At 73.2% G+C, this 25732-nt stretch carries 20 protein-coding genes and 4 pseudogenes; 15 read left to right on the forward strand and 9 right to left on the reverse strand.

What is annotated here, in order from left to right; genetic code table 11:
• Nucleotides 1-62 precede the first annotated feature (62 nt).
• Nucleotides 63-2636, forward strand: coding sequence for an aminopeptidase N (gene pepN / locus AB0P07_RS28470; protein WP_365555534.1), 2574 nt, complete (start codon nt 63-65; stop codon nt 2634-2636).
• A gap of 71 nt (nt 2637-2707) precedes the next feature.
• On the opposite strand, the pseudogene AB0P07_RS28475 reads toward pepN, so the two are convergent.
• A pseudogene (locus AB0P07_RS28475) lies at nt 2708-3232 on the reverse strand (DMT family transporter); the annotation flags it as partial.
• 107 nt (nt 3233-3339) lie between these two features.
• Complete coding sequence (locus tag AB0P07_RS28480) at nt 3340-4290, reverse strand: EamA family transporter (RefSeq protein ID WP_365555536.1); 951 nt, start codon at nt 4288-4290, stop codon at nt 3340-3342.
• 144 nt (nt 4291-4434) lie between these two features.
• Between AB0P07_RS28480 and AB0P07_RS28485 the strand changes: the two genes are divergently transcribed.
• The gene (locus AB0P07_RS28485; protein WP_365555538.1) at nt 4435-4935 is read left to right on the forward strand and encodes a MarR family transcriptional regulator; all 501 of its coding nucleotides are present in this window, start codon (nt 4435-4437) and stop codon (nt 4933-4935) included.
• Between the two features lie 19 nt (nt 4936-4954).
• On the opposite strand, the gene AB0P07_RS28490 is transcribed toward AB0P07_RS28485, so the two are convergent.
• The gene (locus AB0P07_RS28490) at nt 4955-6076 is read right to left on the reverse strand and encodes a mechanosensitive ion channel family protein (protein ID WP_365555540.1); all 1122 of its coding nucleotides are present in this window, start codon (nt 6074-6076) and stop codon (nt 4955-4957) included.
• A 314-nt stretch (nt 6077-6390) separates the two neighbouring features.
• Here AB0P07_RS28490 and AB0P07_RS28495 point away from each other — a divergent pair, with 314 nt between their 5' ends.
• Nucleotides 6391-6927, forward strand: a complete 537-nt coding sequence (locus AB0P07_RS28495; RefSeq protein ID WP_061444733.1) for an HNH endonuclease — start codon at nt 6391-6393, stop codon at nt 6925-6927.
• A 46-nt stretch (nt 6928-6973) separates the two neighbouring features.
• On the opposite strand, the pseudogene AB0P07_RS28500 reads toward AB0P07_RS28495, so the two are convergent.
• The 5 genes and pseudogenes from AB0P07_RS28500 to AB0P07_RS28520 form a co-directional block, all read right to left on the reverse strand.
• Nucleotides 6974-7348: pseudogene (locus AB0P07_RS28500) on the reverse strand (Uma2 family endonuclease); the annotation flags it as partial.
• Nucleotides 7349-7393: 45 nt separating this feature from the next.
• Nucleotides 7394-8047 (reverse strand): annotated as a pseudogene (locus AB0P07_RS28505) (class I SAM-dependent methyltransferase); the annotation flags it as partial.
• 105 nt (nt 8048-8152) lie between these two features.
• The gene (locus AB0P07_RS28510) at nt 8153-9514 is read right to left on the reverse strand and encodes an FtsX-like permease family protein (protein WP_365555542.1); all 1362 of its coding nucleotides are present in this window, start codon (nt 9512-9514) and stop codon (nt 8153-8155) included.
• A complete protein-coding gene (locus AB0P07_RS28515) occupies nt 9511-10230 on the reverse strand; it encodes an ABC transporter ATP-binding protein (protein WP_365555543.1) in 720 nt (239 codons plus the stop codon). Before AB0P07_RS28515 ends, AB0P07_RS28510 begins: the two co-directional genes overlap by 4 nt.
• Complete coding sequence (locus AB0P07_RS28520) at nt 10227-10760, reverse strand: PadR family transcriptional regulator (protein WP_365555545.1); 534 nt, start codon at nt 10758-10760, stop codon at nt 10227-10229. The genes AB0P07_RS28515 and AB0P07_RS28520 overlap by 4 nt, the downstream gene beginning before the upstream one ends.
• 316 nt (nt 10761-11076) lie before the next feature.
• Between AB0P07_RS28520 and AB0P07_RS28525 the strand changes: the two genes are divergently transcribed.
• From AB0P07_RS28525 to AB0P07_RS28535, 3 genes are all read left to right on the forward strand, one after another.
• Entirely contained in the window at nt 11077-11388 is a 312-nt protein-coding gene (locus AB0P07_RS28525) for a hypothetical protein (protein WP_061444727.1), read from the forward strand.
• A gap of 9 nt (nt 11389-11397) precedes the next feature.
• Nucleotides 11398-13545, forward strand: coding sequence for a 4-alpha-glucanotransferase (gene malQ / locus AB0P07_RS28530; RefSeq protein WP_365555547.1), 2148 nt, complete (start codon nt 11398-11400; stop codon nt 13543-13545).
• Between the two features lie 72 nt (nt 13546-13617).
• Nucleotides 13618-13905: a hypothetical protein gene (locus AB0P07_RS28535; protein ID WP_365555549.1), complete on the forward strand. Its 288-nt coding sequence runs from the start codon at nt 13618-13620 to the stop codon at nt 13903-13905.
• A 158-nt stretch (nt 13906-14063) separates the two neighbouring features.
• Here AB0P07_RS28535 and AB0P07_RS28540 read toward each other — a convergent pair.
• Nucleotides 14064-14438, reverse strand: a pseudogene (locus AB0P07_RS28540) (TetR/AcrR family transcriptional regulator); the annotation flags it as partial.
• A 211-nt stretch (nt 14439-14649) separates the two neighbouring features.
• Between AB0P07_RS28540 and AB0P07_RS28545 the strand changes: the two are divergent.
• From AB0P07_RS28545 to AB0P07_RS28585, 9 genes are all read left to right on the forward strand, one after another.
• On the forward strand, nt 14650-15867 hold the full coding sequence (locus AB0P07_RS28545; RefSeq protein ID WP_365555550.1) for an ROK family transcriptional regulator: 1218 nt from the start codon (nt 14650-14652) through the stop codon (nt 15865-15867).
• Nucleotides 15868-15930: 63 nt separating this feature from the next.
• Entirely contained in the window at nt 15931-17268 is a 1338-nt protein-coding gene (locus AB0P07_RS28550; protein WP_365555552.1) for an ABC transporter substrate-binding protein, read from the forward strand.
• Nucleotides 17269-17274: 6 nt separating this feature from the next.
• Nucleotides 17275-18219 carry a sugar ABC transporter permease gene (locus AB0P07_RS28555; protein WP_365555554.1) on the forward strand — a complete coding sequence of 315 codons (945 nt, stop codon included), beginning with the start codon at nt 17275-17277 and terminating at the stop codon, nt 18217-18219.
• Nucleotides 18216-19127 (forward strand): carbohydrate ABC transporter permease, encoded by a 912-nt coding sequence (locus AB0P07_RS28560; protein WP_365555556.1) that lies wholly within the window; start codon nt 18216-18218, stop codon nt 19125-19127. The genes AB0P07_RS28555 and AB0P07_RS28560 overlap by 4 nt, the downstream gene beginning before the upstream one ends.
• Before the next feature lie 7 nt (nt 19128-19134).
• On the forward strand, nt 19135-20400 hold the full coding sequence (locus tag AB0P07_RS28565) for a 6-phospho-beta-glucosidase (RefSeq protein WP_365555558.1): 1266 nt from the start codon (nt 19135-19137) through the stop codon (nt 20398-20400).
• The gene (locus AB0P07_RS28570) at nt 20391-21362 is read left to right on the forward strand and encodes a BadF/BadG/BcrA/BcrD ATPase family protein (protein ID WP_365555560.1); all 972 of its coding nucleotides are present in this window, start codon (nt 20391-20393) and stop codon (nt 21360-21362) included. The genes AB0P07_RS28565 and AB0P07_RS28570 overlap by 10 nt, the downstream gene beginning before the upstream one ends.
• Before the next feature lie 274 nt (nt 21363-21636).
• A complete protein-coding gene (locus tag AB0P07_RS28575) occupies nt 21637-23031 on the forward strand; it encodes a hypothetical protein (RefSeq protein ID WP_365555595.1) in 1395 nt (464 codons plus the stop codon).
• An 83-nt stretch (nt 23032-23114) separates the two neighbouring features.
• Nucleotides 23115-24161, forward strand: coding sequence for a glutamate ABC transporter substrate-binding protein (locus tag AB0P07_RS28580; protein WP_365555562.1), 1047 nt, complete (start codon nt 23115-23117; stop codon nt 24159-24161).
• Between the two features lie 76 nt (nt 24162-24237).
• Complete coding sequence (locus AB0P07_RS28585; protein ID WP_365555564.1) at nt 24238-25575, forward strand: hypothetical protein; 1338 nt, start codon at nt 24238-24240, stop codon at nt 25573-25575.
• Nucleotides 25576-25732: the final 157 nt, after the last annotated feature.

Genomic DNA, 25732 nt, shown 5'->3' on the forward strand with positions numbered 1-25732 from the left:
CGCGCTCCGTCCCGGCCACGTGGAAGGATGGCGCAACCCACACATAACGAGGAGATGACCGCGTGCCTGGCACAAACCTGACTCGCGAAGAGGCGCGGCAGCGGGCGACGCTGCTGACCGTTGACTCGTACGAGATCGATCTCGACCTCACCGGCGCGCAGGAGGGCGGCACCTACCGGTCCGTGACCACGGTGCGCTTCGACGTCGCCGAGGGCGGCGGCGAGTCCTTCATCGACCTGGTCGCGCCGACGGTCCACGAGGTGACGCTGAACGGCGACGCCCTCGACGCCGCCGAGGTGTTCCAGGACTCCCGCATCGCCCTGCCGGGCCTGCTGCCGGGACGCAACATCCTGCGCGTGGTCGCCGACTGCGCGTACACCAACACCGGCGAGGGCCTGCACCGGTTCGTCGACCCGGTGGACGACCAGGCGTACCTGTACACCCAGTTCGAGGTGCCGGACGCGCGGCGGGTCTTCGCCAGCTTCGAGCAGCCGGACCTGAAGGCGACGTTCCAGTTCACCGTGAGGGCCCCCGAGGGCTGGACGGTCGTCTCCAACTCGCCGACGCCCGAACCGAAGGACAACGTCTGGGAGTTCGAGCCGACCCCGCGCATCTCGTCGTACGTCACGGCGCTGATCGTCGGTCCGTACCACTCGGTGCACAGCGTGTACGAGAAGGACGGCCAGTCCGTCCCGCTCGGCATCTACTGCCGTCCCTCGCTGGCCGAGCACCTCGACGCGGACGCCATCTTCGACGTGACCCGGCAGGGCTTCGACTGGTTCCAGGAGAAGTTCGACTACCGGTACCCGTTCAAGAAGTACGACCAGCTCTTCGTGCCGGAGTTCAACGCGGGCGCGATGGAGAACGCGGGCGCGGTGACCATCCGGGACCAGTACGTGTTCCGCTCGAAGGTGACCGACGCCGCGTACGAGGTGCGGGCGGCGACGATCCTGCACGAGCTGGCGCACATGTGGTTCGGCGACCTGGTCACCATGGAGTGGTGGAACGACCTGTGGCTCAACGAGTCGTTCGCCACCTACTCCGAGGCCGCCTGCCAGGCCGACGCGCCGGGCTCGAAGTGGCCGCACTCGTGGACGACGTTCGCCAACCAGATGAAGACCTGGGCGTACCGGCAGGACCAGCTGCCGTCCACGCACCCGATCATGGCGGACATCAGCGACCTGGACGACGTGCTCGTCAACTTCGACGGCATCACGTACGCCAAGGGCGCCAGCGTCCTCAAGCAGCTCGTGGCGTACGTCGGTGAAGAGGCGTTCTTCCAGGGCGTGCAGGCGTACTTCAAGCGGCACGCTTTCGGCAACACACGCCTGTCCGACCTGCTGGGCGCGCTGGAGGAGACCTCCGGCCGCGACCTGAAGACCTGGTCGAAGGCGTGGCTGGAGACGGCCGGCATCAACGTGCTGCGTCCGGAGATCGAGACCGACGCGGCGGGTGTCATCACGTCCTTCGCCATCCGCCAGGAGGCCCCCGCGCTGCCCGCCGGGGCCAAGGGCGAGCCCACCCTCCGCCCGCACCGCATCGCCATCGGCGCCTACGACCTCGACGGCGACGGCAAGCTGGTGCGCGGCGACCGGGTCGAGCTGGACGTGGACGGCGAGCTGACGGCCGTGCCGCAGCTGGTCGGCAGGCCCCGCCCGGCGGTGCTGCTCCTGAACGACGACGACCTGTCGTACGCGAAGGTCCGCCTGGACGAGCAGTCCCTCGCCGTGGTCACCGAGCACCTCGGCGACTTCGCCGAGTCGCTGCCGCGCGCCCTGTGCTGGGCGTCGGCGTGGGACATGACCCGGGACGCGGAGCTGGCGACCCGCGACTACCTGTCGCTGGTGCTGTCCGGCATCGGCAAGGAGTCCGACATCGGTGTCGTGCAGTCCCTGCACCGCCAGGTGAAGCTGGCCATCGACCAGTACGCCGCCCCGACCGCCCGCGAGGCGCTGCTCACCCGCTGGACCGAGGCCACGCTGGCCCACCTGCGGGCCGCCGAGGCGGGCAGTGACCACCAGCTGGCGTGGGCGCGGGCCTTCGCGGCGACGGCGCGGACGCCGGAGCAGCTGGACCTGCTGGACGCGCTGCTGGACGGCACGCAGACGATCGAGGGCCTGGCGGTCGACACGGAGCTGCGCTGGGCGTTCGTGCAGCGCCTCGCGGCCGTGGGCCGGTTCGGCGGGTCGGAGATCGCGGCCGAGTACGAGCGGGACAAGACCGCCGCCGGTGAGCGCCACGCGGCCACGGCGCGGGCGGCCCGCCCGACCGAGGCGGCCAAGGCGGAGGCCTGGGAGTCGGTCGTGGAGTCCGACAAGCTGCCGAACGCCGTCCAGGAGGCGGTCATCGCCGGCTTCGTCCAGACCGACCAGCGCGAGCTGCTGGCGTCGTACACGGAGCGCTACTTCGAGGCGCTGAAGGACGTCTGGGAGTCCCGTTCGCACGAGATGGCCCAGCAGATCGCGGTCGGCCTGTACCCGGCGGTGCAGGTGTCCCAGGAGACCCTGGACCGCACGGACGCATGGCTGGCCTCCGCCGAGCCGAACGCGGCCCTGCGCCGCCTGGTCTCGGAGTCCCGCTCCGGCGTGGAGCGCGCCCTGAAGGCCCAGGCGGCGGACGCGGCGGCGGCCGCGTAGGCGGTCGGTACGGAGAAGGGGGCGTCCCGTCTCGCACGGGGCGCCCCCTTTGCGTGTGCTCGGGGCCGGCGCCCGTCCAGCCCCTCGGGTCTGCGGCGCAGCAGCGCGCTGTACGACCCGAAGCAGCAGGCGGCGGCGAGCATCCACGGGTCACCGGCCGAGAAGGACGCCCCGTCACCGCCGACGAGCAGCAGGACGCCCGCGCAGGCGATGACCAGCCCGGCGACCCGGCGGGCGCCGAGCCGGACGCCGCCCGCGCGTTCGTGGAGGGCCATGAGTACGGGGGACGCCGCCATGATCATGCCCATGTTGGCGGCGGGGGTGGTGACGCCGGCCTGCTGGTGGACGAGCGTGTTGTAGACGGTCACGCCGAGCAGGGAGGCGAGGACCACGAAGCCGAGGTGGCGCCGGATCAGCAGGCGCTGCCGCCAGGCCCGCCGGGCGCCGAAGGGGGCGACGACGGCGAGGGCCACCACCCAGCGCCAGAACGCGTGCTGGACCGGCGGCACGCTGTCGCCGAGGGCCCGCGAGGTGACGAAGCCGCCGGACCAGACGAGGGTGGCGAGGACGGCGAGCGCGAGGCCGAGAGCGACGGGCGCCGTCGGCCGCGTCGCGGTGGTCTCTCGGGAGGTGACGCTCTGGTGCGGTTCCGGTGGGCGGCGGTGGCCACGAAGGTCCTTTCCTGGTCGGAGGCCTGGCGGGCCTACCGTCGCAGGGCCGGACCCATCAGGTCCGTCGGATCTTTTCGACCGTTCTTCGAAGCGAAGCCGAACGTTTCGGTGGTCGCGACCCTCTGCCCGCGCGGCTGCCGCTGCCCCGCCAGCGTCGCCCCGAACGCCAGCGCCATGCCCACGAGCTGCACCGGGCCGAGCGCCTGGCCGAGTGCCGCCCAGCCGATGACGGCGGCGGTCAGCGGCGAGAGCGGGCCGAGGAAGGTGACCTGCGTCGCCGCGAGCCGGCCGATGCCGCGGAACCAGAGCCAGTACGCCAGCGCGGTGTTGGCCAGCGCCAGGTAGAGGTAGCCGCCGACCGCCGGGCCGTCCAGGGCGGGCGGGGCGCCCTCGACCAGGAGGGCGAGCGGGGTGAGCAGCAGGCCGCCCGCGGTCAGTTGCCAGGAGGTGAGGGCGAGCGGGCCGACACCGCCGGGGCGTCCCCAGCGCTGGGTGAGCACGGTGCCGGCGGACATGGACGCGGTGGCGGCGACGGCCGCGAGCACGCCGAGCGCGTCCAGTGTTCCGGCCGCCTCCAGCACCACCAGGCTGACGCCGAACGCGGCGACGGTGCCGGTGAGCACGGAACGGACGGTGGGCCGCTGTCCGAGCAGGAGCGTCGAGAGCCCGACGACGAGGAGCGGTCCGAGCGAGCCGACGACGGCGGCCATGCCGCCCGGCATCCGGTAGGCGGAGAGGAACAGCAACGGGAAGAAGGCCCCGATGTTCAGCACCCCCAGCACCGCCGCCTTCACCCACCAGGCACCGCGCGGCAGCACCCGGGAGAGGGCGAGCAGCAGCAGACCGGCGGGCAGGGCACGCATCAGCGCGGCGAACAGGGGCCGGTCGGGCGGCAGAAACTCGGTGGTCACGGCGTAGGTGGTGCCCCAGGAGACGGGGGCGAGGGCGGTGAGCGCGATGACGGTGGGACGGGTGGCGGCCATGAGGGCACCCTTCGGCGGACGGGAGAAGCAGCTCGGCCGGTAGAACCCGACACAGAAAGCTCGGTTGAAAGTAGCTTACTTCCAAGCAAGTTTCCGTCAAGCTACTTTCTTGCGGCCGACCGGCATCGCCTCGATACTCGTCCCATGACTGAGCACCCCAAGGACCCCGTCGACGTGATCATCGACCAGTGGGCGGCGGTGCGGCCCGACCTGGACACGGCGGGCATGGAGGTGTTCGGCCGGGTCTTCCGGCTGGCGCGGGCGATGGGCGACCGGATGGAACAGGCGTACGCCCGCTTCGGCATCTCGCGCGGGGAGTTCGACGCCCTGGCCACCCTGCGCCGCTCCGGCGAGCCGTACACGCTCTCCCCCCGGCAGCTGTCGGCCACGCTCATGCTCACCACCGGCGGCATGACCGGCCGGCTGGACAAGCTGGAACGGGCGGGACTGCTGCGCCGCTCCCCCGACCCGCACGACCGCCGGGGACTGCAGGTCACCCTCACGGAGCGGGGGCTGGAGCTGATCGACGAGGCGGTCGGCGCGGGCCTCGCCGCCCAGACCGAGGCGCTGTCCTCCCTCGCCCCGGAACGAGCCGGTCAACTGGCCGACCTGCTGCGGGAGCTCCTTGCCGGTACCGAGAGGTAGGCGGCGGGGAGGCGAGGGGTTACTTGCTGGTGCTGGGCGGCGGAATGGGGGACGCCGCGATGGACTGGGGCGACACGGTGCTCGCGTACGCCGACGGCGCCGCGACGCCCGCCGCCGGGTCGGCGGCGGCCGGGGCGCCCTCCAGCGGGACGGTGGCGCCGCCGACGATCGCGATGCCGGCCGCGTCGAAGGCCCGCTTGATCCGCCAGCGCAGCTCGCGCTCGACGGTGAGGGACTTGCCGGGCATGGTCTTCGCGGAGACCCGCACCACCATGGAGTCGAGCAGCACGGAGTCCAGACCGAGGATCTCGATCGGGCCCCAGAGCATCTCGTTCCAGGGCTCTTCCTTGCTCATCCGTTCGCCGACCGCGGTGAGGGTCTCCTTCACCTTGTCCAGGTCCTCGTCGGAGCGGACGGTCACGTCGACTCCGGCGGTGGACCAGCCCTGGGAGAGGTTGCCGATGCGCTTGACCTCGCCGTTGCGGACGTACCAGATCTCGCCGTCGGCGCCGCGCAGCTTGGTCACCCGCAGCCCGACCTCGACGACCTCGCCGGAGGCCACGCCCGCGTCGATGCTGTCGCCGACGCCGTACTGGTCCTCCAGGATCATGAAGACGCCGGACAGGAAGTCGGTGACCAGGTTGCGGGCGCCGAAGCCGATCGCGACGCCCGCGACACCGGCGGAGGCCAGCAGCGGGGCCAGATTGATCTGGAAGGTGCCCAGCACCATCAGGGCCGCCGTGCCCAGGATGAGGAAGCTCGCGACCGAGCGCAGGACGGACCCGATGGCCTCCGACCGTTGCCGGCGCCGCTCGGCGTTGACCAGCAGCCCGCTCAGCGCGGTGCCGGACGTCCCGGTCCGCCGGTTCATCCGCGCTATGAACTTGCTGATCGCCCGCCGCACGACGGCGCGCAGCACCACCGCGATCACCAGGATCAGCAGCACCCGCAGCCCGATCGCGAGCCACGTCGACCAGTTCTCCTCGACCCAGCCCGCGGCGTTCGTCGCGCTCTCGTGGGCCTCCCGCAGCGACGGCACGGTCGGCGCCGACGGGGTCGGAGACGGCGAAGGCGACGACGCAGCCGACGCGGACGACGAACCGGCGGCCAGCAGGGGCAGGACGGCGGCGGACAGGGACACGGCGGAAACCTCCTGGTGCGGCGGCCCGTCCTGCGCGGTCCGGTCCGAGGTCCGGTCCAAGGTCACGGAAGGGTCACCGGACGGGCAGATGCACCACACTAACGGGGCACAGGATCCGGTTCGGCCCGAAACCGGCGGGCGAGACGCTGCTCACCGTTCTTGGACTGGTCACGCTCGCGTCCCGCGCCCCGTGTGGTCGAAAACACTTCCAGCCCGTTACCGGGACATGGTGGCGCTACGACCAGCCATGAGGGGAGACTGAACCAGATCGTCCCGGCGCGAGCCACGCGCCGCCGACGCCCAAGGAGGCACCCGTGCCGCATGTCCTGGTCCTCAACGCGTCGTACGAGCCACTCGGCGTCGTACCGCTCCGCCGCGCGCTCGTCCTCGTCCTGGAGAACAAGGCCGTGTGCCTGGAGGAGTCCGGCGCCTATCTGCACAGCGCGACCGTCACCGTGCCCGCACCCAGCGTGGTCCGGCTCAAGCGCTTCGTACGCGTGCCCTACCGGGGCCCCGTCCCGCTCACCCGCCGCGCCCTGTTCGCCCGCGACGGGGGCCGCTGCATGTACTGCGGCGCCGTCGCCACCAGCGTCGACCACGTCATCCCGCGCAGCCGCGGGGGCCTGCACGCGTGGGACAACGTGGTGGCGTCCTGCCGCCGCTGCAACCACGTCAAGGCCGACCGCCACCTGGTCGAACTGGGCTGGCGCCTGCGCCACAAACCGGCCCCGCCGACGGGACTGGCCTGGCGCATCATCGGCACGGGACACCGGGACCCGCGCTGGTTGCCGTACTTGCAGCCGTACGGCGCGGAGGACGCCATGGCCCGGATCGACGGCATCTCCGCCTGACGCTCCGGGCCTGTGTCCGCCGGGGGCCTCGGTCCGCCGTGGGCCAGCGCACCCAGTTCTTCAGCGGCTCGGTGTCCAGAGTGATCCCGACCGGCTCGGGCAGCGGGACCTCCTTGCCGAAGGGCAGTGTCTGCACGGTCTCGTACCGTCCCCCGTCCGGGCGGCTGTGTACCTTGACCTCGCAGGTGTCCCGGTCGATCAGCAGGTACACCGGGATGCCCGTCTCGGCATAGGCCCGGGGCTTGTCGACGCGCTCGCGCCGGTCGGTGTCCGAGTCGTACGAGGTGACCTCGACGACCATGAGGACGGGGGCGGGGTCGGCCCATTCGCCCTGTCCGACGAAGGCCTCGGCCGGGGCCAGGGCGCCGTCCGGCCGGGCGCGGCCGCCGCGGTATGGACTGATACTCCGCCTCACGCCTCGGGCGTGGGCGCGGTTCGTGCAGGAGTTGGGGCCGGCCAGCCGGTCAGGGCGGCGCCAGGTGAGGGTGTAGCGCCAGAAGAGGCGGCGGCGCAGTCGGGCGCCGGGCAGGACCGTGCGGGCCGCTTCGGTGATGTCGGAGAACGGCATGTCGGCCGGTCGGGTCCGGGCGGTCATGGAGGTGGGCGGGGCGGTGCTCCGGCCCTCGTTCTTGAGCCAACCGGTGGCGGCGTTCAGGGGGACCGCGGCCGCGGCGAGCAGGTGGTCCGTTGCGGTCTGCGGCCGGTAGAGGCCGACGACGATCAGGGTGCCGGCCGGAGCGAGATGCCTGCGGAAGGTGTCGAGGGCCTCGGTGAACGGCAGGTGGTGGAGGGTGGCGACGCAGGTGATGACGTCGTGGGGTCCGGCGGGGAGTTCCGTCGGAACGTCCGCGACGGTGAAGGACGCCGCCGTCGCCTCCGGGGTCGGCCTGCGGGCCCGCGAGACGATCACGGGGTCGGAGTCGACGCCGTGGACCTCGTCGGCGCGGGTGGCGAGCAGACGGGCCAGGTCGCCGGTGCCGCAACCGACGTCCAGCGCGCTGCCGAACCGGCGGGGGAGCTGCCGCAGGATCCAGCGGTGGTAATGGGCGTTGTGGTCCCAGGGGTGAGCGGCGTTGAACCGGTCGAGCGCCTGGAGGATCCGGTGGGGCAGTGACGTCATGCGCTTCCTTGTGAGGTCCGTCCTGTGTCCTGGCCCCGGCGCCCTCGTCGCGAGGAACGTGAGCACCCGATGACGGTCGCCCGCCGAATGCTCACGCCGGGAACCTCATACGTACCGCAGCTCCCCCGGCCGCACCGAGCGGTTCAGCAGCGGCAGGGCCGTTGCCGAGGCGAGCAGGCAGGACGTGTACACCGCCGGGGCCACCAGGAGGGCCGTCCACGGGAGGGAGCCGTCGCTGGTGAGGGCCGCGTACCAGGCGCCGATCGCCATGCCTCCGGCGCCGGCCAGCAGCAGGGCGGGGGCCAGGGGGAGGGCGGTTTCCAGGAGGAGGGCGCGGCCCAGGACCGGGTGGGGGACGCCGGCGGCGACCTGGGCGGCCAGGGCGCGGCGGCGGGTGGTCAGGGACTCGGCGGTACCCACGGCCAGGCCGGACAGGGTGATCGCCAGGGCGACGAGTACGGCCGCGCCGGTCAGGTTCAGGCCCGTCGTGTAGTACGCCAGGTCGGCGGCGAGGTGGTCCGGATCCGTGGCGTGCAGGTCGGCGAGGAGGGCGTGCCGGACGCACAGGAACGCCGTACCGGCGACCGTCACCAGCAGGACCGCGGCATGGGTGCGGGCGGGGGCCCACGGGTCGTCGCGCAGGCGCTCCGCCGCGATCAGGGGCGCCGCCGTACGGGCCCGCTCGGCGAGCAGGCGGCCGGTGAGCCGGGCCGTGGCCCCGGCCAGCCACACCGCACCCGCGCCCAGCGCGACGACGAGGCAGAAGACGGTCAGCGGGGTGCGCCAGTCGAAGCGGTTGCCCGCGACATGGCCCCTGTTCATGGCCAGGGGCGCCACCGCGACCAGTACCGCCAGCCCGCTCAGGAACAACAGGCCCGGTCCGCGCCCGGTCCGCCGCACGGCCCGGCGCACCTGCCCCAGCGGCGAGGCCACCACCCGGCGCAGCGCCACCGCGCCTGCCACCGCACCCAGCGCCGGCACGCCGACGGCGACCAAGGCGAAGCCCACCCAGGTCGCGGCCGTGGGTCCGCTCCACAGGCGCAGGACGGACAGGACGGAGAAGACCGTGGCCACCGCCGAGCCCAGCAGGCAGGCGAGTCCGGTCTCCAGCGCGGCGATCCGGCGCACCTGCCACGGCGTCGCCCCGGCCAGCCGCAGCCCGGCCAGCCGTCGGTCGCGGTGCACCGCGCCGATCCGGGTGCACTGGCCCAGGAAGGCCAGCACCGGGACCAGCAGCAGGAGCAGGCCGCCGATGACCCCGCCACGGGTGCCGGAGCCGGTCAGCAGTCCGTGGAGGTGGGAGACGGTGTAGCCGGAGGGGACCGACGCCAGCGCGACCGCCGCCAGCGCGAAGCCCGTCGCCGCCGCCGCCCCGGCCGCCGTCAGCGCGATCCGCCACCACTCCCGGCGGTCCGAGCCGTGCACGAGCTGCCGGGCCAGCCGGACGTCCGTGGTCAGCGTGGTCACGCCGTCACCTCCAGCGGCGACACGGCACCGTCCCGCAGCCGGACCTCGCGGTCCGCGTACGCGGCCACCTGGGCGTCGTGCGTGACCAGCAGCACCGCCGTACCCGAATCCCGGGCCGTGTGCGCCAGCGCCGTCATCACCCGCTCGGTCGCCAGCGAGTCCAGCGCGCCGGTCGGCTCGTCCGCGAACACCGCCTTCGGCCCGGTGACCAGCGCGCGGGCCAGCGCCGCCCGCTGGGCCTGCCCGCCGCTCATCTCACCCGGCCGCAACTCCTCCTGCCCGCGCACCCCGAACCGCTCCAGCCACTCCCCGGCCCGCGCCCGGGCCTCGGCGCGGGGGGTGCCGGCCAGCAGCAGGGGCAGTGCCACGTTGTCCAGTGCCGTCAGCTCCGGGATCAGCTGCCCGAACTGGAAGACCACGCCGAAGTCGGTGCGGCGCAGCTCGCTCAGCCGCTTCTCCGGCAGTTCCTCCAGCCGCAGGCCGCCGTACGTCACCGAACCGGCGTCCGGCCGCACGATCCCGGCCAGACAGTGCAGCAGCGTCGACTTCCCGCTGCCGCTGGCCCCGGTGACGGCCAGGATCTCCCCGGCCCGCAGGTCGAGGCAGGCGCCGCGCAGGGCCTCGGTCCTGCCGTGCGCCTTCACCAGGTCGCGGGCCGTGAGCAGCGGCGGCGCCGCGGTGCCGTGCGTGGCCGTGGCCGTGTCCCCGTGTGTCATGCGGTACGGACCTCCGTGGTGAGAGTGGTGAGCCGGGCCGCCGTGGTCGTCATCCAACGGAGGTCGGCGTCGAGGTGGCTGAGGGCGTAGTCGGCCGAGAGCACGGTGGTGAGATCCGCGCCCGGGGCCGTCTTGAGTGCCGTGAGCTCCCGCATCCGGCCCATGTGCGCGGCACGCTGGGCCAGCAGGTAGGCGCCCGCGTCGCCGCCGGTGAGGATCGAGACGACGACCTTGGCGAAGATCTCGTTCGTCACGAAGGGTGCGGGCGCTGCGATCTCGCCCGCCCAGCGCTCCAGTTCGCGCGCTCCCTCGTCCGTGGCGCGGTACGCGGTCCGCTCCGGGCCGCCGTCCGACGCGGTGCCGTCGACCTCGGCGAGTCCGTCCCGCACCAGGCGCTGCAGCGTCGTGTAGACCTGCCCGTACGCCAGCGGGCGGGCCTGGGGGAAGCGTTCGTCGTGCCGCCGCTTGAGGTCATAGCCGTGGCTCGGCCCCGAAGCGAGCAGCCCCAGGAGGATGTGACGGGTGCTCATGAGGATCAGTATTCACTGAGTACATGTACTGAGTGAATAGCTGAAGGGGATCTGGTGGGGAGCGGCGTGCGTGCGTGACCGGTTTGGGCGATCCGCGCTCGGGTTAGGTGAATTTTTTGGCCGGTTCTGCGGTAATTCGGAAGAGAGAGAATGTGACCAGGGCCACGTTGGCGGTATTGGGGCGCCTGTCCTCGCGCGGACTGGGTAGGGGCTGCCATAACTCGCCACAAGCGTGCTCGACCCAACGCCCGACCCGGGGCCCGACGACGGGCCCGTTCCACCGTCCGACCCAGAGCCTGATCCAAAGGAGACCCCCGTGGCTGCACTGGCGCCCCTTCTGCTGCCGGCCCCCTCGAAACCCGTGGCGGAGCCGTCCACCCCCTGGGCAGAGCCCTCCGCCGCCTCCGAGACCCCGCACTACTGCGTCTTCGGCGCCACCGGCAGCTGCGCCGAGACCCCGCTGACCAGTGAACCGCCGCTGCCCGACGCGGAACCCCTCACCAGCGAGTCGCCGTTCGCCGACGCCGTACCGCTGACCAGCGAGTCCTCGCCCGAACTCACGGCCGACGTGCCGGAGCAGGGCGGCCCCTCCTTCGCCGTCCCCGTCCCGGAACCCACGAGGTCGTAGAGGAAGCAGATGCCCGCAGCGCAGCCGGCCGAGCCTCCCGCCGAGGATCTTCCCGAGGAACTGACCAGGCTCGCCGCCCTGCACGGCGTCGCCACCTCCTACCGCCCCTCCCCGGACCGCACCGTCCAGGCCCCGGCCACCGCCGTCACCCTCGCGCTGGCCGCCCTCGGCATCAACGCGGACACCCCCGGGGCCGTACGGGCCGCGCTCACCGCCCGAGAGACCGAGCTGCGCGAACGGCTGCTGCCGCCCACCGTCGTCCGCTGGGAGGGCGGCGGCACCCCGGACGCGCTGACCGACCTGCCCGCCGGCACCCGGCTGCGCGTCGACACCGAGCAGGGCGAGCGGCACGACGGCGTCGAGCGGCTGCCGTCCGGCGTCCACCGGCTGACCGCCACCGCACCCGACGGACGCACCGCCGAGGCGCACCTGATCGTCGCGCCCGCCCGGCTGCCCGTCCCCGCCGCGCGCTCCTACGGCCTCCTCGTCCAGCTCTACTCCCTCCTCTCCCGCCGCTCCTGGGGCATGGGCGACCTCGGCGACCTCGGCGAACTCGCCGCCTGGGCCGGACGCGCCCTCGGCGCCGGATTCGTCCAGGTCAACCCGCTGCACGCGGCCGTACCCGGTGCCCCCACCGACCCCTCCCCGTACCGGCCCTCCTCGCGCCGCTTCCCCGACCCGGTGCACCTGCGGATCGAGGACGTGCCCGAGTTCGCGTACGTCCCCGACCCCGAACGCGCCCGGGCGCTGCGGGAACGGGCCGGGCGGCTGCGCGAGGGCGTGCTGGAGAAGGACGCCCTCATCGACCGGGACGCCGTGTGGGAGCTGAAGCGCGACGCCCTGGAGCTGCTCCACCGGGTTCCCCTCGGACCCGGCCGTCGCGCCGCCTACTGCGACTACCTCGCCGCCCGGGGCACCGCCCTCGAGGACCACGCCACCTGGTGCGCCCTCGCCGAGATCCACGGCTCCGACTGGCACCGGTGGCCGGAAGGCCTGCGCGACCCCCGCTCGGCCGCCACCGACCGCGCCCGCCGCGAGCTGATGGACCGCGTCGACTTCCACTCCCGCCTCACCTGGCTCACCGACACCCAGCTGACCGCCGCCCAGCGCACCGCCCGCGAGGCCGGCATGCCGGTCGGGATCGTCCACGACCTCGCCGTCGGCGTGCACCCGCGCGGCGCCGACTCCTGGGCCCAGCAGCGGTACTTCGCCGCCGGCATGTCGGTGGGAGCGCCGCCGGACGCCTTCAACTCCCGCGGCCAGGACTGGGGGCTGCCGCCCTGGCGCCCCGACCGCCTCGCCGAGTCCGGATACGCGCCCTTCCGGGAGCTGCTGCGCGGCCTGCTCCGGTACGCCGGGGCGCTGCGCGTCGACCACGTCATGGGCCTGTTCCGGCTCTGGTGGGTCCCCGAGGGCCGCCCGCCCACCGAGGGCACCTACGTCCACTACGACGCCGAGGCCATGCTCGCCGTCCTGGTCCTGGAGGCCGACCGGGCCGGTGCCCTCGTCATCGGCGAGGACCTGGGGACCGTGGAGCCCGGGGTGCGCGAGGCGCTGCGCGAGCGCGGGGTGCTGGGCACCTCGGTGCTCTGGTTCGAACGGGACTGGACCGGCGACGGCCGCCCCCTGCCGCCCGAGCGGTGGCGCGCCGACTGCCTGGCCACCGCCACCACCCACGACCTGCCGTCCACCGCCGCCCGCCTCACCGGCGCACACGTCGAACTCCGCGACCGCCTCGGCCTGCTCACCCGCCCGCTGGAGGAGGAACGCGCCGAGGCCGCCGCGGACACCGCCGAGTGGCTGGAGGTCCTGTCCGGGCTCGGGCTGCTGCGCGGCACCGGCGGCGACACCGGAACGCCCGCCGAGGAGGCGGAGATCCAGGCCGTGCACCGGTTCCTGCTGCGCACCCCCGCCCGCCTGGCCGGCATCTGGCTCCCGGACGCCGTCGGCGACCGCCGCCCGCAGAACCTCCCCGGCACCTGGGACCAGTACCCGAACTGGCGGCTGCCCGTCGCCGACGCCGAGGGCCGCCCGGTGACCCTGGAGGACCTGGCCGCCTCGCCCCGGCTGCACGCCCTGATCGACGTCGTACGCGATGCCGTACGGGATGCCGTGCTCGATGCCGGACGAGGGCGCGGCGCCGTCCGGGGCGACTGAGCGGGGACGCCCGGGGCCTCGTACGGGCACCCCGGGCGCGCGGCCGCCGCGAGCGTTCGCTAACTTTGCACCGTGGACAAGAAGAACGCCCTGCGCGCCGGCGCCCTGGCAGCCGGTACGACGCTGATGATGCTGCTCATGTCGTCCCCCGCGCTCGCGCTGACGCGCGACGCCGGCGACGACCCCGGCACCGGCCTGAGCGTCGTCGAGACGCTGGGCCTCTACGTCCTGGCCCCGCTCGCGCTGTTCGCGATCATCGCGGGCCTGGTCATGGTCCTGGACCGGTCTCACCCGGACCACCTGGTGAAGACGCCCGCCACGAAGACCAAGGCCAAGGTCAAGGCCGGCGCCAAGGCCTGACCTCCCCGCCACCCCGCTCGACCGAGGGCGCCGCCCCCGCCGCACGTACGCGCGTCAGCCGTACGCCGGCAGGGGCGGCGCCCTTCGGCGTTCGCGCGACCGTGAGGCGTTCGGGCGACCGGGAGGCATCGCGCACCGGTCAGGGATCCGCGCGGCCGTCAGGGGTTCGGCGTCGTCAGGTAGCGCTGGAGCGTGGGCGCCAGCCAGGCCACCGCCTCCTCGCGGTGGAGCGCCACGGCCGGCGGGATGCGCAGCACGTACCGGGTGAGGGCCATGCCGAGCACCTGCGTCGCGACGAGCGCGGCCCGCGCGGGGGCCTGCTCGGGGTCCGGGCACCCACGCCGGGCGACCGCCAGGAACCGGTCGCGGAAGATGCCCTGCGTGCGCTCGGCGCCGGCCTGGTTGGTGACCCCGACCCGCAGCAGCGCCGTGAGCACCTCGTCCTCCTCCCACCGGGCGAGGAAGTGGGTCACCAGGGCCCGCCCGACCTCCTCGCGCGGCAGCCCGGCCAGATCGGGCAGCGCGAGGTCGACCACTCTCCCCGCCCCCGGGTAACGACTGCGTTGCCCCGGGGGCGGTCTCTTGACGGCTCCCGGCGGGCGGGCCTACCTTCTCGGTCCAACAGGAAACTTTCCTAACAGACGCGAACAGGCTCACGGTCAGGTCGTTTCCCGTGAGGCACGCGGTGGACTTGTCCCACCGCCCCTGAAAGGCTGAGCGGTCGAGAGGCAGGTGTGAAGACGCATGGCAGGAACCGCCGGTACGCCGGGCACCCCGCGCGTCCTGCGCGCCATGAACGACCGGGCCGCACTCGACCTCCTGCTGGAGCACGGGCCGCTGTCCCGGACCCGGATAGGCAAGCTGACCGGGCTGTCGAAGCCGACGGCCTCGCAGTTGCTGGCCCGGCTGGAGGCGGCGGGGCTGGTCCTGGCCGGGGGCACGACCGAGGGGCGCCCGGGGCCCGGCGCCCAGCTCTACGAGGTGAACCCCGCCGCCGCCTACGCCGCCGGGCTCGACGTCACCCCGGGCCGCATCCTGGCCGCCGTCTCCGACGTCACCGGGCGCACGGTCGGGCGGTTCGAGCTGCCCACCCCGGGCCGGCGCCCCGCCGTCCCCGTCGTCCAGCAGGTCACCGACGCCCTCGACGGCGCGGTGAAGGCGGCGGGGCTGGACCGGAGCGACGTGCACCGGCTGGTGATCGGCACCCCGGGCGCCTTCGACCCGGGCACCGGGCGGCTGCGTTACGCCTCCCACCTGCCCGGCTGGCACTCCCCCACCCTCCTGGACGAGCTCGCCGCCGCGCTGCCGATGCCGGTCGAGTACGAGAACGACGTGAACCTCGCCGCCGTGGCCGAGCAGCGTCTCGGCGCGGCCCGGGGGCACGAGGACTTCGTCCTGCTGTGGAACCAGGAGGGCCTGGGCGCCGCCCTGGTCCTCGGCGGCCGGCTGCACCGCGGCTGGACCGGCGGCGCCGGCGAGGTCGGGTTCCTGCCGGTGCCCGGTGCCCCGCTGGTCCGCAAGGTCAGCCGTACCGGCAGCGGCGGCTTCCAGGAGCTGGCCGGCTCCCAGGCGCTGGCGGGACTGGCCCGGGAGTCGGGCGTGACGGACGTGCCCTCGGGGCCGTACACCGAGGTCGCCGCCGCCCTGGTCGCCCGCGCCGCGCAGGCCGGCCCCGACGACGGCCCGCACCGCCGGCTGCTCCAGACCTACGCCACCCGCCTGGCCACCGGCCTCGCCTCCCTCGTCTCGGTACTGGACCCCGAGCTGGTGGTCCTGAGCGGCACCTCCCTCACCGCCGGCGGCGAGGCGCTGCGCGACCTGGTCCGGGACGAGCTGGAGGAGCTGGCCGCCTCCCGGCCCCGGCTCGCCGTCGGTGACGTGACCGAGCACCCCGTCCTGCGCGGCGCGCTGGAGAGCGCGCTCGCGACCACCCGCGACGAGGTCTTCGACACCTCGCGCTGAACCCCCGTACCGCCCCCACTCGCTCCACCCACCTGTCCCCGCCCTGCCCCTGGGAGCTTCGCCATGCCCGGAATATCCAGAAAAGCGGCTCTCGCGGTCGCCGCCTCCGCCTCCCTCGCCCTGCTCGCCACCGCCTGCACCGGCCAGTCGGAATCCGGTGCCTCCGACGACCCGAACGCCGAGACCACCATCACCTTCTGGCACGGCTGGAGCGCGCCCGCCGAGGTGAAGGCGGTCCAGGCGAACGTCGACCGGTTCGAGAAGGCGCACCCCAACATCAAGGTGAAGGTCGTCGGCAACATCAACGACGACAAGCTCAACCAGGCCCTGCGCGCGGGCGGTTCGAACGGTCCCGACGTGGTGTCCTCGTTCACCACGTCCAACATCGGCAAGTTCTGCTCCTCGGGCGCCTTCCTCGACCTGAAGCCGTTCGTCGAGAAGTCCAAGCTCGACCTGGACGCGCTCATTCCGAAGCCGATGCTGGAGTACACGCAGTTCGAGGGCACGCGCTGCGCCCTGCCCCTGCTCGGCGACGCCTACGGCCTCTACTACAACAAGGACGCCTTCGAGGCGGCCGGGATCAAGGCGCCGCCCAAGACCTGGTCGGAGTTCGCCCAGGTGGCGAAGAAGCTGACGAAGACCAAGGGCGACGGGTACGAGCAGCTCGGCTTCATGCCGAACTACCACGGCTACGAGACCGTCGTCGACCACTACATGTCCCAGTGGGACCACGCCTACTTCGACGAGGAAGGCAAGTCCGGCGTCGCCAAGGACCCGGCGTTCGCCGAGATGTTCAGGTACCAGAAGAAGCTCGTCGACGACCTCGGCGGCTTCGAGAAGCTGGAGAAGTACCGCAACACCTTCGGCGACGAGTGGGGCGCCAAACACCCCTTCCACACCGGCCAGGTGGCCATGCAGCTGGACGGCGAGTGGCGGCTCGGCATGGCGAAGGACGCGGGCGTGGACTTCGAGATCGGTACCGCGCCGATGCCCGTCGCCGACGACGAGGCGGACGAGTACGGCAAGGGCTTCCTCTCCGGGACCGTCATGGGCATCGCCCCGCAGAGCAAGAAGCAGAACGCGGCGTGGGAGCTGGTGAAGTACATGACGACCGACACCGAGGCCGTCGTCGCCTTCGCCAACGCCATCCGCAACGTGCCCTCCACCTTCCCGGCCCTCAAGTCGCCCGACCTGAGGACCGACCCGGCGTTCGAGACCTTCCTGGACATCGCCCAGCACCCCGAGTCGAACTCCCCGCCGGCCTCCGTCAACGGCGCCACGTACCAGCTGACGCTCCAGGACTTCGGCTACCAGTACGAGTCGGGCAAGGTGAAGGACCTCGAGGCCGGTCTGAAGAAGACCGCCGAGCAGATCGACCGCGACATCGAGCAGACGAAGTAGCGGTCCATGACCACCAACACGCTCCGCGCGAAGCGCCGTTCCTCGGCGCTTCGGACGGCGGCCTTCATGTCGCCGTGGCTCGTCGGGTTCGGCGTCTTCTTCGCCTACCCGCTGGTGTCCACCGTGTACTTCTCGCTGATGAAGTACGACGGCTTCGGCGTCCCGGAGTTCCGGGGGCTGGAGAACTGGGCGTACGTCTTCCAGGACTACCCGCTGTTCTGGCCCGCCCTGCGCAACACCCTCTGGCTGGTCCTGGTGATGGTGACCTGCCGAGTGGTGTTCGGGCTCGGGGTCGGACTGCTCATCACGAAGATCAAGACCGGCGCCGGGATCTTCCGGACCCTCTTCTACCTGCCCTACCTCGCCCCGCCCGTCGCCGCGACGCTCGCCTTCGTCTTCCTCCTCAACCCCGGTACGGGGCCGGTCAACTCGGTCCTGGAGGGCCTGGGCCTACCCGCGCCCGGCTGGTTCACGGACTCCACCTGGTCCAAGCCCGCGCTGACCGCGCTCGCGGTGTGGGGCGTGGGCGACCTGATGGTGATCTTCATGGCCGCGCTGCTCGACGTGCCGAAGGAGCAGTACGAGGCGGCCGAGCTGGACGGGGCCTCGGCCTGGCAGCGGTTCCGGTTCGTGACACTGCCGAACATCTCGCCGATCGTGCTGTTCGCCGTGGTCACCGGCGTGATCCAGACGATGCAGTACTACACGCAGCCGCTGGTCGCCGGGAAGGTCGCCTCCGGGATCATCGGCGGCTCCGGCCAGTCCTTCGAACCCGGCTATCCCGACAAGTCCACCCTCACCCTCCCCCAGCTCGTCTACAACCTCGGCTTCCAGCGCTTCGACTACGGCTCCGCCTGCGTGGTCGCGCTCGTGCTGTTCGCGCTGGCCATGGCGTTCACCGCGCTGCTGATGCGCCGCCGGGGCGGTCTGATCCAGGCAGGTGACCGATGACCACCCAGGTACCGACGGCCCAGGTGCCGGCCCGGCCCGCCGCGGCCGGCAGCCCGCCGCCCGCCGAGGAGCGCACCGCCCGCCGGCGCGTGCTGCTGCACTGGATCGCCGTCCACGCGCTCGGCGTGGCCGCCGCCCTCTTCTTCACACTGCCGTTCGTCTTCGTGGTCCTCACCTCGCTGATGAGCGACCAGCAGGCCCTCACCCGGGACCTGTGGCCGCACACCTGGGAGTGGGGCAACTACCGCGCGGTCCTGGACACGCCGGGCTTCCTCACCTGGTGGAAGAACACGCTGCTGTACGCGGGCCTCGGCACCGTGCTGACCGTGGTGTCGTCGATCCCGGTGGCGTACGCGCTGGCCAAGTTCCGCTTCCGGGGGCGGCACCTGTCGCTGATGCTGGTGATCTCGATGATGATGCTGCCCCCGCAGGTGATCGTCATCCCGATGTACCTGTTCTGGGCGAAGCAGCTGGACCTGTCCGGCACGCTGTGGCCGCTGATCATCCCGATGGCCTTCGGCGACGCCTTCTCCATCTTCCTGCTGCGGCAGTTCCTGCTGACCATCCCGGACGAGTACCTGGACGCGGCGAAGGTCGACGGCTGCGGGGAGCTGCGCACCCTGCTGAAGGTCGTCCTGCCGATGGCGAAGCCGGGCATCGCCGCGGTGGCCCTCTTCCAGTTCTTCTACGCCTGGAACGACTACTTCGGGCCCCAGATCTACGCCTCCGAGAACCCCGGCGCCTGGACCCTCTCCTACGGCCTGGAGTCCTTCAAGGGCGCCCACCACACCGACTGGAACCTCACCATGGCCGCGACCGTGCTGGTCATGGCCCCCGTGATCCTCGTGTTCTTCTTCGCGCAGAAGGCGTTCGTCGAGGGCGTCACACTGACCGGAGTAAAGGGTTGATGACTTCATGAAACTCACCGTGGTCGGCGGCGGTTCGACCTACACGCCCGAACTGATCGACGGCTTCGCCCGGTTGCGGGACACGCTGCCGGTTCAGGAGCTGGTCCTCGTCGACCCGGCGGCGGACCGGCTGGAGCTGGTGGGCGGCCTCGCCCGCCGCATCTTCGCCAGGCAGGGGCACGCCGGACGCGTGGTCACCACCTCCGACCTGGACGCGGCCGTGGACGGCGCCGACGCCGTACTGCTCCAGCTGCGGGTCGGCGGTCAGGCCGCCAGGCAGCAGGACGAGACCTGGCCGCTGGAGTGCGGCTGCGTCGGCCAGGAGACGACCGGCGCGGGCGGGCTCGCCAAGGCGCTGCGCACGGTGCCGGTGGTGCTGGACATCGCCGAGCGGGTGCGCCGGGCCAACCCGGACGCCTGGATCATCGACTTCACCAACCCGGTCGGCATCGTCACCCGCGCCCTGCTCCAGGCCGGGCACCGGGCGGTCGGGCTGTGCAACGTGGCGATCGGGCTGCAGCGCAAGTTCGCCGCGCTGCTCGGGGTGGCACCGGCCGACGTCCACCTGGACCACCTCGGCCTCAACCACCTCACCTGGGAGACCGGCGTACGGCTCGGCGGCCCCGAGGGCGAGGACGTGCTGCCCCGCCTGCTGGCCGAGCACGGGGACACGGTCGCCGCCGACCTGCGCCTGCCCCGGCCGCTCCTGGACCGCTTGGGCGTCGTGCCGTCGTACTACCTGCGCTACTACTACGCCCACGACGAGGTCGTGGACGAGCTGCGCACCAAGCCGTCCCGGGCCGCCGAGGTGGCCGAGATGGAGCGGCAGTTGCTGGAGATGTACGGCGACCCGGCCCTGGACGAGAAGCCGGAGCTGCTCGCCAGGCGCGGCGGCGCCTACTACTCCGAGGCGGCCGTCGACCTCGCCGCCGCCCTGCTCGGCGGCGCGGGCTCCCCGTACCAGGTGGTGAACACCTACAACCGGGGCACGCTGCCCTTCCTGCCCGACGACGCGGTGATCGAGGTGCCGGCGGCGGTGGGCCGCAAGGGTGCCTCCCCGCTGCCGGTGGCGGACGTGGACCCGCTGTACGCGGGGCTGATGGCCAACGTGACCGCGTACGAGGACCTGGCCCTGGACGCGGCCCTGCGCGGCGGGCGGAACCGGGTCTTCCGGGCGCTGCTCGCGCACCCGCTCGTCGGCCAGTACGCGTACGCCGAGCAGCTCACCGACCGGCTGATCGCGCACAACCGGGAGCACCTGGCGTGGGCCTGACCGGGGGCGTGCTCGCCGTCGACGCGGGCAACAGCAAGACCGACGTGGCCGTGGTGGCGGACGACGGGGAGGTCCTCGCCACAGCGCGCGGCGGGGCCTTCCGCCCGCCCGCCGTGGGGGTCGAACGGGCCGTGGACGCCCTGGCGGAGGCGGTGACGCGGGCCTTCGACGCGGCCGGGGTGACCTCCGTCGAGCATGTGTCGGCGTGCCTGGCCAACGCCGACCTGCCGGTGGAGGAGGAGCAACTGGCCGCCGCACTGCACGCGCGCGCGTGGGGTGCGGGCGTAGAGGTCCGCAACGACACGTTCGCGATCCTGCGGGCGGGTGTCGCCGAGCCGCTGGGCGTCGCCGTGGTGTGCGGGGCGGGCGTCAACTGCGTCGGCATGCGCCCCGACGGCCGCACCGCCCGCTTCCCCGCGATCGGCCGCATCTCCGGCGACTGGGGCGGCGGCTGGGGGCTGGCGGAGGAGGCGCTGTGGCACGCCGCGCGCGCGGAGGACGGCCGGGGGGAGCCGACCGAGCTGGCCCGGACCCTGCCCGCGCACTTCGGCCTCGACTCCATGTACGCCCTCATCGAGGCCCTGCACCTGCGGCGGATCGAGCCGGTACGGCGGCACGAGCTGACCCCCGTGCTGTTCGCCACCGCGGCCGACGGCGACCCGCTCGCCCGGTCGGTCGTGGACCGGCAGGCCGACGAGGTGGTGGCCATGGCCACGGTCGCGCTGACCCGGCTCGACCTGCTGGCCGAACCGGCGCCGGTGCTGCTGGGCGGCAGTGTGCTGGCGGCCCGGCACCCCCGGCTCGACGGCCGGATACGGGAACTGCTGGCGGCCCGCGCCCCCAAGGCGGTGCCGCGCGTGGTGACGGCGCCACCGGTGCTGGGGGCGGTACTGCTGGGCCTCGACCACGTGGGCGCGACGCCCGGGGCCGGGGAGCGGGTCCGGGAGCACTTCGCCGCCTGAACCTCCCGCTTCACCCGCCGTGTCGGCGGACGGGAACCGGTACGGGAACCACTGCGGGAACCGAACCGGTTCCCGTGGCGTATTGATGGGCAGGGGTGGTGCGTTGCTCGTTGCGCCGGGATCGCATCAAGATCGGGTGAAGGCCGATGCGAATGTCGGTGCGGGCAGCGATACTTGCGGCGACGGATGACCATGGGGGAGGTCAGCAGTGACTCAACCGCCGAAGGGCAGCGCGGCACCGCCGCCGGGCCCGGGTGTGTCCGGCCCGCCCGCCGTGCCGCCGCGCTCCGCGCCGGTGCCGGGGCAGCGTTCGGGCGGTGTGCCCGCCGCTCCCCCGCCGTCCGCGCCGCCCCGCAGGCGCACCGCCTTCGCCGAGGGTGTGGACCGGCTGCGCGCGGCGGCGGTCACCGAGCCGGGGCGGCTGCGGGTCATCGGCGCGGTGCTCGCCGCGCTCGTGATCGCCTTCGGGACCGTCACCGCCTGGCAGATGAACGAGCGGACCGCGGCGGCCGACGACGTGCTGACCCGCAGCCAGCCGCTCAGCTCCGCCGCGGCCGGCATCTACCGTTCCCTCGCCGAGGCCAACACCGCCGCCTCCAGCGGCTTCCTGGCCGGCGGCCAGGAGACGGAGGACTCCCGCACGCGGTACGACCACGGGATCCGCGCCGCCGCCGAGGGCCTCGTGACGGCCGCCGCCGACTCCGAGCCGAAGTCCCCGGCGGCGAAGACCATCGCCGAACTCAACCGCCTGCTGCCCGAGTACAAGGGCCTGGTCGAGCGCGCCCGCACCTACAACCGGCAGGGCTTCCCGGTCGGCGGTGCCTATCTGCGCTACGCCAACGAGAAGATGCAGCAGGAGATGCTCCCGGCGGCGGAGGACCTGTACACGAAGGAGAACCAGCGGCTGAGTGCCGACTACGGCGACGCCAAGCCCCACCCCTGGGCGGCGATCGCCCTCGGCGTGGTCCTGCTCGCCACGCTGGCCTGGGCCCAGCACCGGCACTACCGGCGCACCAACCGGGTGCTGAACCACGGTCTGGTCGCCGCGACCGCCGCCTCCGCGATCGTGCTGCTCTGGCTGGTCGTCGGCCACGGCGTCGCCCGCTCACACCTGACCGATTCCTACGAGCACGGCGTGCGCTCCCTCAACGCGCTGAACGAGGCCCGCATCGCCTCCCTCAAGGCCCGGGGCAACGAGAACCTGACCCTGGTCTCCCGCGGCGCGCAGACCACGAAGGTGGACGGCAAGACGTACGACGCCTACGACCTGGCCTTCGGCAAGAACATGGACGCCCTCGGCAAGGCGCTGGCCGAGGCGGGGCACCTCGCCGACGACGCGGCCGGCGAGCAGCCGGTCGGCGCGGCGAACGGCAACATGGCGGAGTGGAAGAAGCGGCACTCCTCGGCCCGTGAGCAGGACGAGAACGGCAACTACCAGCAGGCGCTGGACCTGGTGATCGGCGGCGACGGCGCCACGGTCGAGTGCTTCGACGGCGTGGACGCCGCGCTCGCCACCGCGCTCGACCACGAGAAGGCGGAGTTCGAGCAGGCGGCGGGCGACGGCCTGGACGCGATGGGCTACCTGCCGCAGGGCGCCGGGGTGCTCGCCGGGCTGGGCGCGGCCGGCGCGCTGATCGGCATCGGCCGCAGGCTGTCGGAGTACCGGTGAGGCGGGGTGCGGGCCCTGCGGGCCGGTGGGAAGGGGGGCCGGTGAGGCCCATGGAGACAGTGCCCGGGGAAGGGGGCGTGAGGATGCGTGCTGGGCGGTTGCGGACCGGTCTTAAGGGCTGGGGCGGTGTGGGGGCGATGGCCCTCGCCTGCGTCCTCGCGGTGCTGGCGGCCCTGCTCCTGCCGACGGTCCACTCGCACGGCGGGGGTGGCGGCGGCACGGACGAGGGCGGTCACGGCGTCGCCCACGGCAGTCAGGCGCGGGCCGCGCAGGAGTGCACGGACCCAGAGAAGCAGACCCTCGCCCCCTCCGGCGACGACGGACCCACCATCGACGAGATCCGCTCCCGCGGGGGCGAGAAGCGCAAGCTGATCGTCGGCGTCGACCAGAACAGCTACCGCTGGGGCTACCGCGACCCGAACAACGGCGGCGACGCCGGACTGGAGGGCTTCGACATCGACCTGGCGCACCGGATCGCCGAGGACATCCTGGGCGACGCGGACGCCGTGCAGTTCAAGGCGATCCCCACCGACCAGCGCATCCCCGCCATCCAGGACGGCCGGGTCGACATGGTGGTCCGCACGATGACGATCAACTGCGACCGGCTGGAGGACGTCGCGTTCTCCGCTCCCTACTTCCGCACCGGCCAGCAGGTCCTGGCGCCCAAGTCCTCGAAGATCACCGGCTACGACGGCACCCTGGCCGGCAAGGAGATCTGCACGGCGGCGGGTTCGACGGCGCTGAGCACGCTGGAGCAGGACCAGGCGGACGGCACCTTGCCCGAGGGCGTCGACCTGCGCACCACGGTGCCCAACCAACTGGACTGCCTGGTACGGCTCCAGCTCGGCGAGGTCGACGCGGTCGTCACCGACGGCGCCCTCGCCGCCAGCCAGGCCGCGCAGGACCCGACGGTCGAGCTGAAGGGCGACGCCTTCACCACCGAGTACTACGGCGTGGCGATGAAGAAGGACGCCGACGATCTGGTACGCCGGGTCAACCGGGTCCTCGAGCAGTGGCGCGCGGACCGGGCCGGGGGGTGGCAGCACTCGTACGACCGGTGGCTGTCGGAGACCATGGACGACGCGGCCAAGTCACGGCCGCCGACCCCGCAGTACCTGCGCGAGAGCTGACGACCGGCGGCGCGGCGCAGGCCAGGAGAGACCACACGCACGGCACGGGAAAGTCCGCTACGGCGAGAGGTGATCGATGGGCGACACGGGACCCGCCGGGCCGGTGATGGACCGGGACGAGGTGGACCGTGCGCTGGCGCGGCTCGGCGCGGAGCACGAGGCGATCGAGACCTCGCTCCTCGCCCTCCAGGACCACGCGGGCCGCAGGCTCCTCGAGGGCGCCGAGCTGACCGGCGTCACCGCCGAGCGCTGGAGTGCCGCGGAGGCGTCGATCACGCTGCTGTGGACCTACTTCGACGCCTACACGGGCGCGTTGCGCACCGCCCGGGAGATCCGTTCCCGACGGCGCTGGTCCAGCCGCGAGGACCTGGTGGAGCTGACGGAGCTGCTGCGCGGCGAGGCCGTCACGGTGTCCGGCGGCGCCGCGGCCACCGCCAACGCGCCCACCCTGCACGGTGGTCCTGGCCTGCTCAGCGAGCGGTACACGCTGGCGACGCTGGTGGACCGGATGAACCAGCTCTACGCGACCTCCCTGGACATGGTGGTCGCCGCCGACGCGGTGTGGTCGGCGCTGCCCGCCCGGATCGATCTACTCGCCGCCGAGCTCCAGCGCACCCGCAAGCTGGCGCACTCGGTCGGCGTGCGCCCCGGCGAGCACCCGTCCGGGGACGACCTGGAGCGGATCACCCGCACCCTGACCCGGCTGCGCGAGCAGGTGGTCTGCGACCCGCTGGCCTTCTGGACTCCCGCCGAGGGCAGTTCGGCGCCGGGCGGCGGCCGCCCCGACACCACGGTGTACGACCGGGAGGCGCGGGCGCTGGAGGAGGTGCGCCGGGAGATCGACGCGGTGCTGGCCGTGCGCCAGGACGCGGAGCAGCGGATCCTGCGGCTGCGGGACGTGCTCTCGCGCGCGGACCGCACGCTGGCCGAGGCGCGTACCGCACGCGGCGAGGTGCTGGCGAAGATCGCCGCGACGGAGGTGCCGGTGGTCGGCGGCCCGCCGATCGTGCTGCAGGAGCAGCTGGCGGCGGCCGCCGAGTACCGCAGACACGCCCAGTGGCACCGCCTGTCGCCGCTCCTGGAGTCCCTGGAGGAGAAGGCGGAGGACGAACTGCTGCGGGCCCGCGAGTCGTTGACGGCGGTCACCGCGCCGCTCGCGGTCCGTGCCGAGCTGCGCGGCCGGCTGGACGCGTACAAGGCGAAGATGGCCCGGCTGGGGCACGCCGAGGACCCGGAGCTGGCCGAGAAGTACGAGAGGGCGCGCCGCATGCTGTGGAGCGCGCCCTGCGACCTGCGCGTCGCCGAACAGGCCGTGCTGCGCTACCAGCACGCGGCGGCCGAACTGCTCGCCGGTACCGCCCCTCGCGTACCCGGCCAGGCCGGCCCGGCGGACCGGACGGGGCCTGGCACATGAGCGAGAACCGGGTGGGAGTGAGGACCGGCGCGGCGCCGAGGACCGGGACTGGAGCGAGCACCGGCGCACGCGCGGCGACCGGCGCAGGAGCGGCAGACGCCCCGGAAGCGCGAACCGACGCAGGAGCAACCGCCGCCACGGGAGCGAGCACCCGGGC

The organism is Streptomyces sp. NPDC085944, from assembly GCF_040686295.1.
Classification (GTDB): Bacteria; Actinomycetota; Actinomycetes; order Streptomycetales; family Streptomycetaceae; genus Streptomyces; species Streptomyces salinarius.